We start from the raw sequence: 12,600 nt of genomic DNA, 5'->3' as shown, positions 1-12,600 counted from the left end.
CCGCATCACCGCATCACCTCTTCACCGGGCTCCGGCGAGCAGCCGGGCGGCCCTCCCGGTCGGCAGCACCGGTACGGCGTTGTGCACCATCGCGAACGTGTCCAGGCCCGGGACCACCACCGTCACCACCGGGAAACCGGGGCCGCTGGGATTCCACCGGAAGGAGTACGCCGTGAAACCGGCCCGCTCCAGCCTCTCCAGGACCGCGGCGAGCCGCCGCCGCACGCCCGGTTCCCCCGTCCGCTCCGCCCGTCCGGGCAGTCGCCCCCCACGGGAGAGGCGGTCCGCCAGCCCGGCCGGGTCGGCCCTGGCGCACCGTTCCAGCAACGGCCACCGCCGCAGGTAGGCGAGACGGTTGCCGAGAGTGCGATCCACCCCGAGTGACATGTTGAATTCCGACTGGACCACTTCGGTGAGCGCGCGTTCCAGCGCGTATTCGGCGTCCAGGGAGGCGCCGGAGCCCAGCACGCCGGGATGGCGCGCGCGGGGCGGCAGCGCGCAGTAGGCGGGGATTTCCAGATCCGATGTCATGTCGATGAGCAGCGGCGGGCCGCCGAAGCGGTCCGTCGCGTATTCGTAGAGCCGGGATATGTCCGCCGGAAGGTCCGCGGGATCGACTCCCGACGGCCGGTACGTGTCATTGACGTACCAGTTCAGCAGGGCGTGCGAGAGCGCGTCCCGCTCCACCGCCTCCAGCAGCCCGTGCAGGAGCGCCTCCGGTTCGCTCATCCCGGTCGCCGTACCGCTGTCGTAGGCGTATCGCAGATAGGGTTCGTACTCCAGGTCGTCACCGGGGATCGGATGGTCCCGGCAGACCGGTGACCGGGCGAAGGCCGGATACCAGAGCTCCGAGGCGCCCTGCGCCATCGGTTCGAGGCGCAGGCAGGCCAGCCGGGCGTCCGGATAGTCCGCCGCGAGGCGGTGCAGCATCCCCTCCCCGCGCAGTTGCGGCTGGGCCACCACGGTTGAAGCCGCCAGGACCCGCACCCGCCGCGGGTCCGCAGCGAGTGCGGCCTGTCCCCGCTGGTGCTGGAGGTGCTGCCACGCCTCGAACAGAGCGCTCGCCCGGCTCTGCTCGCCGGCGCCCTTGCCGAGCGACTCGGCGACCGGCCGGCCCTGCGGATCTCGCAGCACGCAACGGTGAACCGGGAACTCGGGAGACCCCGCGGAGACGAGCTCGGCGGAGAACCCGAGACCGGTCAGGAACGACTCGATCGACTCCAGGGCCTCGCCGACGCCGGCGCTCCGCTCCGCCCGGGCGCGCGCCCCCACCGCTACAGCACGCCGGGCGCGTACTTGATCACGAAGACGGCGTCCATCAGCTGCCTTTCAGTGGCGGAGAGCGAGAAATCGTCTTCGAGACAGCCTCCGCCCGGCTTCGCGAGCGTACATCCGTTGGAGTTGCTGTTACCCATGTCCAGCCCTTTCTCGAGTGAACCCGGATATCCCGCTTCCGAACCGCTTCCGAACCGCTCGGGGCGCCGCAGACCGGCGCTTCCCTGGAAGCTCCGCTTCGCACCGCAGAACCGCATCGTCAATCGATCTCGACAACCTCATGTAACCGTCGCCTTCGACGGCGGTCAACACCTCGGTGACGCGTTCGTCCGGCCACCGTCCGCCATTGGATTCCGGTCCGCGTGAATTGACCGCGTTCCCGCTGGACGCCGCCGGTTGCCCACTCACATCTGGACAAAAGCATCTAACCCACAAAAACTTCGCCATCAACGATTCACCGCGAGAAACCCATGGCGAAAGCAACGTTCGAGACACGGGACCTCGCAATCGCGGGCGACCGGTTTTACGATGGACGCTGAATCCACGGGACCTTTACGCGTCCGTTCCCCCTGCCGGGGTTTCCCTCTCGCGAGTGAATCGCCGCCGGCATCCTGCCCGGAACATCGGCGCGGCCCGGAAAGACACCGGAGGGACGTCCGAGCGTGACAGGTGACGAGGGAAGTCAGGGCGGGCCCGCGCGGAGCGGCGGCACGAAGGAGGGGAAGAACTGGCCGGTCGTCGTCGCGGCCCTGATCGGCGCCGCCGCCACGGTCGTCGCGGCCCTGATCGGGCTGTACGCGACGAGAGGCAGCGGGACCGCCGCCTCGGCCGGGACCACCCCGTCGGCGTCCACGGCTCCCGCCTCCACGGCCCCGGCGTCCACGGCCCCGGATGAAGAGGCCACGCGCTCCCCGGCCACCGCTCCGGCGTCGGCGTCGCCGGAGACCGGCGAGGGCGTGCGCTACCGGGGAGAGCGGACCCTGACCAGGAGCGGGCTCGACCTCGACCACGTCCCCCCGGACCCCAGCTGGGAGGACCTGCGATACGACGAGGACGCCGGGGTGTCCGTCGCCCCGGCCCTGGCCTCCGCCCCGTGGACGGGACAGAACCCGCCGTCGTCCGCCCAGTGCGAGGAGGCCCTGCGGAAAAGCCCCTGGAAGTCCGGGCACGGCTTCGCCTCCCCGCCGCCGGGAACGGCCTTCTGCATGCGCACGAACGTGGAGCGCCTGGCTCACATAAGAATCGTCCGGACGGTGGACGAGGGTTTCCTGGTCGACGTCCTCGTCTGGCAGTGAACGGGACGGCGTCCCGCCGGGGGCGCGATCCCTTTCCCGAGCCGGTCCCGTTCCCCGACGGCCGGTGCAGCGGTCACGTTCCCCGACGGCCGGTGCGGCGGTCACGTCCGGACCGGGTCGGCGACGGGGCTTCCGGTTCCCGCGCCGCCTCCGGCGATGGTGATCGCGAGCAGGGGCAGCATCCGCCCGGGGACGGACTCCGACGGGGTCACGCCGATCCGGGCGGCTCCCATGGCCAGATAGAACGGCTCGGCGTTCGGATCCGCGTCGATCGTGAGGCGCGCGAAACCGAGGGCCGCCGCGGTGGTGGTGACGTGCTCGAACAGGCGCCGGCCGACGCCCCGGCCGATGGCGCCGGGCTCGACGAAGAGCATGCCCAGGTCCCCTTCCGGAGGATCTCCTTCCAGCGTGGCGAACCCCAGGACGCGGCCGTCGTGTTCGGCCACCGTGGCGCGCCGCCCGCCGATCTCCGACGCCCGGATCACCAGCTCGTCCCGGCAGGCCGCCATGAACGCCTCGTCATAGCCCCAGTGGGCCTTGGACCGGATCGCCAGCTCGCTCAGGAGCTCGGCCTCGTCCGCCCGCGCCGCTCTGATCAACATGATCGTCTCCCCTCGGACGGCGCGCCGGCCGGGGCCGGCGCGCCGCGTGGGTGTCAGGTTCCGTCAGGGGTCGTCTCCGGTGGGCGGGAACCGGCCCACTGGTGGGCGGTTCCCCGGTGCACGGCCGCGTAGATGCGATCGCGGATGGCGTTCGCCTCGCCGTCGGCCAGAGTGCGGGACGGGTCGCGCAGGACGACGCGCAGCAACACGTTCTTCTGCCCGGGCAGGGCGCCGAGGCGGTCGACCGCGGAGGGCGGCAGGTCGCCGACCGGCGTCTCGGAGATGAGACGGATCTCCTCGACTGCGTCGGCGTAGGGGCCGAGGGCGTCACGCACCGCGCCGCCCAGCGTCTCGGCGTCGGCCTCGGCGTGGACGGCCACCGACATGTCACGAGAGATCGCCGGATGCCTGGACACCGGCCGGTAGGGCGTGAGGTCCAGCATCTGACCGGCGATCCGGGGGTCGGACGCCCGCAGCAGGCGGATGTCGGGGATCCGCTTGCGCAACATCAGCAGCCGGTCCAGCCCGAGCCCCATGGCCAGACCGCTGACGCCGGGGCCCAGCCCCGCCGTCGCCAGAACTCCGGGGGCGGCCAGCCCGCACTCGCCGACCTCGATCCACTCCTGCCCGGCCCGGACGTCGATCTGGCGTCCGTGCTCGGTGTAGGGGTGCGATGCCGGGACCGTCCGGTACGGCATCCCGGGAAGGATCGCACCCACGACGGCGGCGATCATCTCCTCGAGGTCGCCGGAGTCCATCCGCCGGCCGGTGACGACGCGCCAGAGGTCGAGCTGGTGCGGGGTGCCGGTGTGGATCCGGTCGACGACGTCGCGCCGGTAGACCATCCCCGGACAGGCCAGCAGCACGTCACACCGGCGGTGATCCCCGCCGTCGCCGGTCTGGCCCGCCAGTTCCCGCAGAGCAGGGGGGATCATGGCGCTGGTATGGCTGCGCAGCATGCATGTCCGGCTGACGTAGCGGGTGTAGCGGGCGTCTCTGGAGACGGCGTCCTGCGGATAGCCCAGCCGCTCGTAGTTGTCCTCCACGGACACCAGCGGATGATCCCGGATCAATTGGACCCGGTTGTTCCAGGAGGCACGGAGGGCTCGGACGAGGGTGTCGACGACCAGCTGAACGGCGTGCGCCCCTCGGGCGGGGTCGCTCAGGTCCCGGACGGCCAGCGCGCGGGCGAGCTCGTCGGCGCCGAGCATGTGCGGACGCGACCTCGCGCCGCCAGGAGAGGAAGAGACGGGAGAGGAAGGGACGGGGCCGCCGGGGAGAGAGGAGACGGAAGACGGGCTGAGAGAGGACATGATGATTCCGATCGGTTCGCAGCGGACGGGAGGTCTCCCCCGGCCGGCCCGCCGCCGGGCACCGATGCGGACGCCGCCTTCCAGTCAGGTCAGAGCGCGCCGATTCGCCCCGGCGGCTGGCGTGGCCAGCCGGGGGCGGATAAATCGCCGCATTCCTACCATGCGGGGATGGTAACACCCGGGCATTTCATCCGGCCCCTCCTTTCCCCGGCCGCCTCCGCCGCGAAGGGCGCCGGGGCGGTGGCCCGCTGTCTCGGGAGATGGGACGGATTGTCGGAGATATGGACGCATTCCGGTCATACATGATCAAATATTCTGGCCTGTTCCTCCGGGCCCCTTTCGTGTCCAGAACCCCGCACCTCGAAAGCCCCCCATGACTCCAGCCCTTGAGATCGTCGGCCTGTCCAAGACCTTCGGGGAGAAAGTCGCGGTCGACCATGTCGACCTGACCGTCCCCCAGGGCTCCTTCTACGGGCTGGTCGGCCAGAACGGCGCCGGCAAGACCACCACCCTGTCCATGGCCGTGGGCCTGCTCCGGCCCGACGGCGGCAGCGCCCGGATCTTCGGGGCGGACGTCTGGACCGATCCTTCGCGCGCGTTGTCGATGGTCGGCGTGCTGCCCGACGGCCTGGCGATGCCGGAGCGGCTGACCGGGCGCGAGGTGCTCACCTACCTCGGGCTGCTGCGCGGCCTGTCCAGGCAGGTCGTCGCCGAGCGCGCCGAGGAGCTGCTGTCGGTGCTGGAGCTCGACGTGGCGGAGAAGACCCTCGTCATCGAGTACTCCACGGGCATGCGCAAGAAGATCGGGCTGGCCACCGCGCTGCTGCACGCCCCCCGGCTGCTCGTGCTGGACGAGCCCTTCGAGGCCGTCGACCCCGTCTCCGCGGCCACGATCAAGACCATCCTGCGGGGTTTCGTGGCGGGGGGCGGGTCCATCGTGCTCTCCAGCCACGTCATGGCCCTGGTCGAGCAGCTCTGCGACCACGTCGGCGTGATCGACGGCGGCCGGGTGGCCGCCGCCGGGACGCTGGAGCAGGTCCGGGGCGACCTCTCCCTGGAGGACACCTTCGTCGGGCTCGTCGGATCGGCCGACACCGGGACGAAGGAGCTGTCGTGGCTGTCGCGCTGACCGCGGCCGCGGCCCCGGCCACCGCCGCGGGCACGGCCAGGACCATGGCCGCCATGAAGCTGGCCGTGCTGCGCCACTCGATGAACGGCCAGAAGGCCGGCCTCATCGCCGTCGGCGGCACGCTCGGGCTCGTCCTCGCCGGCGGCACCCTGTTCGCCGCGTTCCAGAGCGGCGACCTGCTCGCCGCGGCCTACGCGGTCTGGATGCTCGGCTGGATCCTCGGCCCGGTCTTCTCCGGGGGAGGCGACGAGACGCTGCGCCCCGAGTACTTCACCCTCCTCGGCCTCCCCCCGCGACGCCTGGCCGGCGGCCTGCTGGTCGGGGCCTTCGTCGGGGTGGCGCCCGCGATCAGCCTGCTCGCCCTGGCCGGGCTCGCGGTCTCCGGCGTACGGCAGAGCCCTGCCGCCGTCCTGGCGGCGCTCCCCGCGATGCTCCTGCAGCTGGCGATCTTCGTCCTGCTCTCGCGGGTCGCGGTGGCCGCCCTGGGCATCGCCCTGCGTTCGCGCGCGGGCGCGATCGGCACCGGTCTCGTCAACGGCGCGATCCTGGCCGCGCTCGGCCAGGGCTGGGTCTTCGTCGTCGCCCTGGGCCAGGCGGGCGGGATCACCCCCGAGGCGTCGGCGGTCCTGCGCTACCTGCCGTCCGGGTGGGGACTGGCCGCGGTCGAGGCGGTGGGCGCCGGAAACTGGGCGCACGCGGGCCTGGCGCTGGGCGCGATGGCGGTGCTCGTGGCGCTGCTGCTGGCCGTCTGGGCCGCCCTGCTCACCCGGCGCGCGAGCGCGGCCCGGGCGTCCGCCCGCGGCCGGCGCCCCATGACGGCCTCGACCGCGTCCGGCGCCGTCACGGCCAAGGAGTTGCGCGCCTGGTCGCGCGACCTGGTCCGGACCCACCAGCTGACCTTCGCCGTCGCCTACGGCGTGTTCTTCGCCGCCGCCCCTCTGGTGCTGGGCGTGGACGTCATGCTGCCCTGGGCCGGGCCGATCTTCATCGTCATGGCCGCCGCCATGACGGCCGGGCTCTACGCCGTCGACGGCACCGCGCTGTGGCTCACCCTGCTGGTCCCGGGCGCGGCCGACGTGCGGGGCAGGCAGCGGGCCTGGCTGCTGGTCGTGGGCCCGGTGGCCGTGGCGCTGGCCCTGGCCTGCACCGCCGCCGTGACCGGCGGTCCCTGGCCCATGGTGCTCGCGCTCACCGCCGCGCTGCTCGGCGGCGGCGCCGGGATCGTCCCGCTGATGTCGGTCTACGCTCTCGTCCCCGGAACCGACCCGCACCGGCGCGGCGGCAACCCGCTGCGCGTCAGCGAGGACGACGGCGCGCTGACCGGCATGGCCTACGCCGTACTGGCGCTGGTCGCGCTCACCGGGGCCCCGGCGGCGGTGGCCGTCGTGCTGTACGGCTGGGCGGGCGTGGCCGTCGGCGTGGTGACCGGCGTCCTGTGCTGGTGGGGCTTCGGCCTGCTGGCCCAGCGGCGGCTGCACGCCCGGGGGCCGGAGCTGCTGCAGACGATGCGCACGGGCAAACGCCCCGCTTCCGCATCAGGTGACTGGGGCAGCTTCGACGAGCTGCCGAAGCGCGAGCGGATCATCGTGGCCGTCTGCATGACGATCGCGGCGATCCCGCTGTTCCCGCAGGGCGTCGTGCCGGCCCTGTTCAAAATCAACGACGTCGAGAGCAAGAGCTGGTTCCTCGCGCTCCACCTGGCCGAGGCGTTCCAGTGGCCGGTGATCGTCATGATGATCCTTCTCGGCCTCGGCCTCTACGTCCTGGGCGCGTGGACCTTCTACCGCCACCGCAGGCGCTGAGGCCGCCCACCGGCCGCCGACCGGCTCTTCCCCGCTCGCTCACCGGTCCCTCCCCGCCTCCCGTCCGGTCGCTCACCGGCCGCTCGCGGCCGCCCCGGAGCGTCACCGACTTCTCGCCGGTTGCCCACCCGATCGTTCCCGGCGAGAAGTGCTGTTGATCGGGCCTCACTGATCGAATGCGGCTGGTAGTGTTCGCCCCAGAAAGCGCCAGAACGGCCGGCCCGAACCACGAATTCGGTCCGGCCGAGGGCAGGGAGCTGTAGGGATGACGGCTCCCTCCGGCGCGGTCACCAACACATCATCAGCCGGGGCACCCGGTGACTTCGTCCTGCCCTTTTCACTGTGAGCGAGAACGATGAACGCATCCCCCCGCCCTGAAGCGGTCGCCGAGGACTTCGTCTCGGCGGACCCCCAGTGGTACAAGCGCGCGGTCTTCTACGAAGTGCTGGTCCGGGGTTTCAAGGACTCCAACGGGGACGGCACGGGAGACCTGCGCGGCCTGATCGAGAAGCTGGACTATCTCCAGTGGCTCGGCGTGGACTGCCTGTGGCTGCTCCCCCTCTACGAGTCGCCGCTGCGCGACGGCGGCTACGACATCTCGGACTACATGAAGATCCTGCCGGACTTCGGCGACCTCGCGGACTTCGTGGAGCTGGTGGAGCAGGCCCACAAGCGCGGCATGCGCGTCATCACCGACCTGGTGATGAACCACACCAGCGACCGGCACCCGTGGTTCCAGGCGTCCCGGCACGACCCCGAGGGTCCCTACGGCGACTTCTACGTCTGGGGCGACGATCCGTCCCGCTACCCCGACGCGCCGATCATCTTCATCGGGGCCGAGGAGTCGAACTGGACCTACGACCCGGTCCGCAAGCAGTACTACTGGCACCGCTTCTTCCACCACCAGCCGGACCTGAACTACGACAACCCGGCGGTCCAGGAGGCCATGCTGGAGGTGCTGCGGTTCTGGCTGGACCTGGGCATCGACGGTTTCCGCCTGGACGCGGTGCCGTACCTGTTCGAGCGCGAGGGCACCGCCTGCTCCGGCCTGCCGGAGACCCACGCCTACCTGCGGCGGGTCCGCGCCGAGGTGGACCGCCTCTACCCGGACCGGGTGCTGCTGGCCGAGGCCAACGGCTGGCCCGAGGACGTGGTCGAGTACTTCGGCGACCCCGCCGTCGGCGGCGACGAGTGCCACATGGCGTTCCACTTCCCGCTCATGCCGCGGATCTTCATGGCGGTACGGCGCGGCAGCCGCGAGCCCATCTCGGAGATCATGTCGCGCACCCCGAAGCTGCCCGACAGCGCCCAGTGGGGCATCTTCCTGCGCAACCACGACGAGCTCACGCTGGAGACGGTCACCGACGACGAGCGCGACTACATGCACGCCGAATACGCCAAGGACCCGCGCATGCGGGCCTATCTGGGCATCCGGCGCCGCCTGGCCCCGCTGCTGGACAACGACCGGGACCGGATCGAGCTGTTCACCGCGCTGCTGCTGTCGCTGCCGGGCTCCCCGGTCATGTACTACGGCGACGAGATCGGCATGGGCGACAACATCTGGCTGGAGGACCGCGACGCGGTCCGCACCCCGATGCAGTGGAGCCCGGACCGCAACGCCGGGTTCTCCACCGCCGACCCGGGCCGGCTCTACCTGCCGGCCGTGATGGACCCGGTCTACGGCTTCCAGGCGGTCAACGTGGAGGCGCAGCAGAAGAACGAGTCGTCGCTGCTGCACTTCACCCGGAAGATGCTGGGCATCCGGCGGCGGCACCCGGTCTTCGGCACCGGCGCCTACATCGAGCTGTGGTCGGACAACCCCGCGGTGCTGACCTTCGTCCGCGAGGACTCCGGCGACACGATGTTGTGCGTCAACAACCTGTCGGAGCACCCGCAGCCGGTCCAGCTGGACCTGCGCCGCTACCGGGGCCTGACCCCGGTCGAGGCCCGCGGAGGGGTGCCGTTCCCGGTCATCGGCGACCCGCCGTACACGCTGACCCTGCCGGGCCACGGCTTCTTCTGGTTCCAGCTCACCCGCCTGGAGCGGTAACCGGCGTCACCGGGCGGTGACGGGGACCTGGGCGCGGGCTGCTCTGCGGGCGGGGATCACCGCCACCAGCAGGGCCGCCCCGATCGCCGTGCCCGCGGCGGTCGCGAGGGTCAGCGCGGACGGGGTGCGGCCGATGCCCGCGCCCACCCCGCTCGTGTGGCCCTGCAGGTCGATCAGGCCGGCGACCACCGAGGCCCCGACCGCCGTGCCGGCCGTCACCCCCAGCACGACCAGCAGGCCCGTCCCGGTGACCAGGGTGGCGGCCACCTGCCGGGGGGTGAGGCCCATGGCCTTGAGCACCGCCAGGTCGAGCGCGTGGTCGCGCAGGCCGAGGGCGCTGGCGGTGAGCAGGTTGGCCAGGGCCAGCAGCGCGAGGACGACGGTCAGCGCCACGATCACGACCCGGATGACCGCGAGCCGTTCGGCGGGGTTGACCGCCTGCCGTACCTCCAGCGCCTCTCCGGAGGCGGCCAGCAGCCGGGCCCGTACCGCCTCGGGGTCGGCGCCCTGCCGGAGCACCAGGCCGTAGAACTGGGGCGGCACGGCGTCCTTGGCCGCGAGGCTGTCGATGCCGAGGGAGAGGACCTCCCCGTCGTGCTCGGGCTCGACCACGCGGCCCACGATGTGCACGATCAGCGGCGTGCCGCCGACCGTCATCCGCACCCGGTCGCCGATCTCGGCGCCGAGCAGGTCGAGCAGTCCCTGACCGGCGACGGCCTCGCCGCGCGCGGCGAACATGCGGCCCTCCGCCACCGAGAAGGGGTACGGCTCGGCGGAGGTGCCGAGCGCGCGGGCCAGCACGCTGCGGGTCTGCTCGGGCTCCAGGGCGGAGACCTCGGCCCCCGGGTAGACGGCCGCGACGTCCCGGTCGGCCCTGGCCAGGCGGGCGGCCTCGTCGGCGGGGAGCCGGCCCGGGTGGACGGTGAGCGCGGCGGCCTGGCCGACCCGCTCGGGGTGGCGCAGGAAGTCGTCGAGGGTCGCCCAGCAGCCGAGGCCAATGGTGATCATCATCATGGGGACGGCCAGGCCGACGACGCTCAGCACGGCGGGGGTCCGGCGGGTGAAGGCGTCGCGGGTGCCCAGCACGAGGGCGGGCGGGAGCCGTACCAGGAGGGCGAGCCTGGCCAGCCGTGACAGGCGGCCCCGGGGCGGGGCGGCGGGGGCGGCGGGGATGGGCGGGGTGCGCCCGCCGCGCCAGGCGGGCAGGGCCACCGCCACCAGGACCACCGCGGCGGTGCCGCCGGTGATCGCGAGCAGTGGGACCGGGGAGAGCGGCAGGATCGGCAGGCCGTCGAGTGTGAAGGTCGTGACGAGACGGCCGCAGGCCAGGCCGAGGGCGATGCCGAGCAGGCCGAGCGCGCCGTGCTCGGTGACGAGGACCGCGAAGACCTGCCCGCGGGTGTAGCCGAGCGACTTGAGGGTCGCGATGTCGCGGGTCTGGGTGAGCACCCGGCCGCCCGTCGCGTTGGCGAGGGCCAGGGCGGCGGCGACGAGCCCGGCGGCGCCGAAGAGCGCGAGCAGCAGGCCCAGCAGCCGGTTGTCCAGCTCCATGGAGGCGCGCACCTCCCGCCAGGTGGACATGCGCTGGACCTGCTCGTCGAGCAGGGTGACGGCGCCGTGGACGGCCGGGAGCGTGTCCTCGCCGTCGGACAGCCGCAGCCCGGTGACCGACTCGCTGCGGCCCTGGGCGGGCTCGATCGCCGCGAGGGTCGCGGGCAGGGTCCAGGCGAGGCCGGGGGTCCACTCGGGGTAGAAGCCCTGGTCGGCGCTGTCGGCGAGACCGACCACGACCAGCGGGTGGGAGGCGCCGCTGAGCGCGGTGACGGGGAAGGGCCCGCCGACCCGCAGGCCCACCGCCTGGGCGAAGGAGCGCTCGACGACCACGCCGCCGGCGTCGCCGGGGCGGAGCCAGCGGCCCTCGCGGACGAGCGGCGCGGCCACCCGGGGCGGCTGGACGGCGGCCTCGCGCAGGGCCACCGGCGATTTCTTGCCGTCCAGCACGAGGGTCACGGGGGCCGTGCGGTACGGCCCGGCGACCTGCTCCACGCCCGGCAGCCGCGACAGCGCCGCGACGGCGGGCGCGTCCTCGGTGTGGATCCACACGTGGGCGCCCTTGGTCTGGGCGAACAGCCTCCGCCACGGGTTGGTCCCGTCCTCCAGGAGGGTCGCCGAGGTGATCAGGGCGGTGACGATCCCGGCCACGGCGAGGACGGTGAGGATCGCCTGCCCCCGCCGCGCCCGCAGGTCCGCCCTGATCCACCGCGCCGAGGCCCGGACCGTGCTCACCGTCTCAGCCCCTCAGCTCGACCACGTCGCCGGCGGTGCCCTTGGGGCGACGGCGGGGGGCGGCGACGGCGCCGTCGTCGACGATCTGGCCGTCGAGGAGGGAGACGACGCGATCGGCGAGGCTGGCCACCCTGGCGTCGTGGGTGACCATGATGATCGTCTGGCCGTCGCGGTGGACCTCGCCGAGCAGCTTCAGCACGTCGCGGGTGTTGCGGCTGTCGAGGTTGCCGGTGGGTTCGTCGGCCAGCAGGAGGCTGGGCCGGTTGGCCAGGGCGCGGGCCAGGGCGACCCGCTGCTGCTCGCCGCCGGCGAGCTGGGCGGGGGCGGCGTCGGCGCGGCCGGTGAGGCCGAGCGCGTCGAGGAGCCGCTCCCGGCGCTCGCGCGCCTCGCGCGGGGAGGCCCCGGCCAGCAGCGCGGGCAGCTCGACGTTGTCCGCGACGGTCATGTTGGCGACCAGGTTGAAGAACTGGAAGACGAAGCCGATCTTCTTCCTGCGGAGCAGGGCCCAGGCGCTCTCGCCGAGCGTGTCGGCCCGCTTGCCGTCCAGCCAGATCTCGCCGCTGGTCCGGGGGTCCAGGCCGCCGAGCATGTGGACCAGGGTCGACTTCCCCGAGCCCGAGGGGCCCATGATCGCGACGAACTCTCCGCGTTCCACCCGCAGATCCACGCCGCGTACGGCGGGCACCGGCACGCCGCCGTTCTGGTAGATCTTGACGAGGTTGACGGTGGCGACCACCGGATCCGCTCTCATCGGCCGCTCACCGCTCCTCACCCGCTCCGCGGGCCGCTCGTCCCGCGCGGGCCGCTCCCCTCGCTCCACCGGGTCCGTTCCGCTCTCATCCGCCGCC

The 12,600-nt window shown here is 72.7% G+C and carries 10 protein-coding genes; 4 read left to right on the top strand and 6 right to left on the bottom strand.

Annotated elements, in window-relative coordinates; all coding sequences use genetic code 11:
• Window positions 1-21: 21 nt before the first annotated feature.
• Window positions 22-1,272: a YcaO-like family protein gene (locus Plo01_RS05820; RefSeq protein WP_203889450.1), complete on the bottom strand. Its 1,251-nt coding sequence runs from the start codon at window positions 1,270-1,272 to the stop codon at window positions 22-24.
• 2 nt (window positions 1,273-1,274) lie between these two features.
• Complete coding sequence (locus Plo01_RS05815) at window positions 1,275-1,538, bottom strand: hypothetical protein (RefSeq protein ID WP_203889449.1); 264 nt, start codon at window positions 1,536-1,538, stop codon at window positions 1,275-1,277.
• Between the two features lie 399 nt (window positions 1,539-1,937).
• Here Plo01_RS05815 and Plo01_RS05810 point away from each other — a divergent pair, with 399 nt between their 5' ends.
• Entirely contained in the window at window positions 1,938-2,570 is a 633-nt protein-coding gene (locus tag Plo01_RS05810) for a hypothetical protein (RefSeq protein ID WP_203889448.1), read from the top strand.
• 101 nt (window positions 2,571-2,671) lie between these two features.
• Here Plo01_RS05810 and Plo01_RS05805 read toward each other — a convergent pair whose 3' ends face one another.
• Together Plo01_RS05805 and srmL are read right to left on the bottom strand one after the other, a co-directional pair.
• Entirely contained in the window at window positions 2,672-3,172 is a 501-nt protein-coding gene (locus Plo01_RS05805; RefSeq protein ID WP_203889447.1) for a GNAT family N-acetyltransferase, read from the bottom strand.
• 53 nt (window positions 3,173-3,225) lie between these two features.
• On the bottom strand, window positions 3,226-4,383 hold the full coding sequence (gene srmL, locus Plo01_RS05800) for a PheS-related mystery ligase SrmL (protein ID WP_203889446.1): 1,158 nt from the start codon (window positions 4,381-4,383) through the stop codon (window positions 3,226-3,228).
• A gap of 475 nt (window positions 4,384-4,858) precedes the next feature.
• Between srmL and Plo01_RS05795 the strand changes: the two genes are divergently transcribed.
• The 3 genes from Plo01_RS05795 (at window position 4,859) to treS (ending at window position 9,466) form a co-directional block, all read left to right on the top strand.
• The gene (locus Plo01_RS05795; RefSeq protein ID WP_203889445.1) at window positions 4,859-5,614 is read left to right on the top strand and encodes an ABC transporter ATP-binding protein; all 756 of its coding nucleotides are present in this window, start codon (window positions 4,859-4,861) and stop codon (window positions 5,612-5,614) included.
• Entirely contained in the window at window positions 5,599-7,416 is a 1,818-nt protein-coding gene (locus Plo01_RS05790) for a hypothetical protein (RefSeq protein WP_203889444.1), read from the top strand. The genes Plo01_RS05795 and Plo01_RS05790 overlap by 16 nt, the downstream gene beginning before the upstream one ends.
• Before the next feature lie 355 nt (window positions 7,417-7,771).
• On the top strand, window positions 7,772-9,466 hold the full coding sequence (gene treS, locus Plo01_RS05785; RefSeq protein ID WP_203889443.1) for a maltose alpha-D-glucosyltransferase: 1,695 nt from the start codon (window positions 7,772-7,774) through the stop codon (window positions 9,464-9,466).
• Window positions 9,467-9,472: 6 nt separating this feature from the next.
• On the opposite strand, the gene Plo01_RS05780 is transcribed toward treS, so the two are convergent.
• Window positions 9,473-11,752: an ABC transporter permease gene (locus tag Plo01_RS05780; protein WP_203889442.1), complete on the bottom strand. Its 2,280-nt coding sequence runs from the start codon at window positions 11,750-11,752 to the stop codon at window positions 9,473-9,475.
• A 4-nt stretch (window positions 11,753-11,756) separates the two neighbouring features.
• Window positions 11,757-12,503, bottom strand: a complete 747-nt coding sequence (locus Plo01_RS05775; protein ID WP_203889441.1) for an ABC transporter ATP-binding protein — start codon at window positions 12,501-12,503, stop codon at window positions 11,757-11,759.
• Window positions 12,504-12,600: the final 97 nt, after the last annotated feature.

The organism is Planobispora longispora (assembly GCF_016863135.1).
Taxonomy (GTDB): domain Bacteria; phylum Actinomycetota; class Actinomycetes; order Streptosporangiales; family Streptosporangiaceae; genus Planobispora; species Planobispora longispora.
Note: the sequence above shows the minus strand (reverse complement) of the source record. Positions and strands in the feature narration are given on the sequence as shown.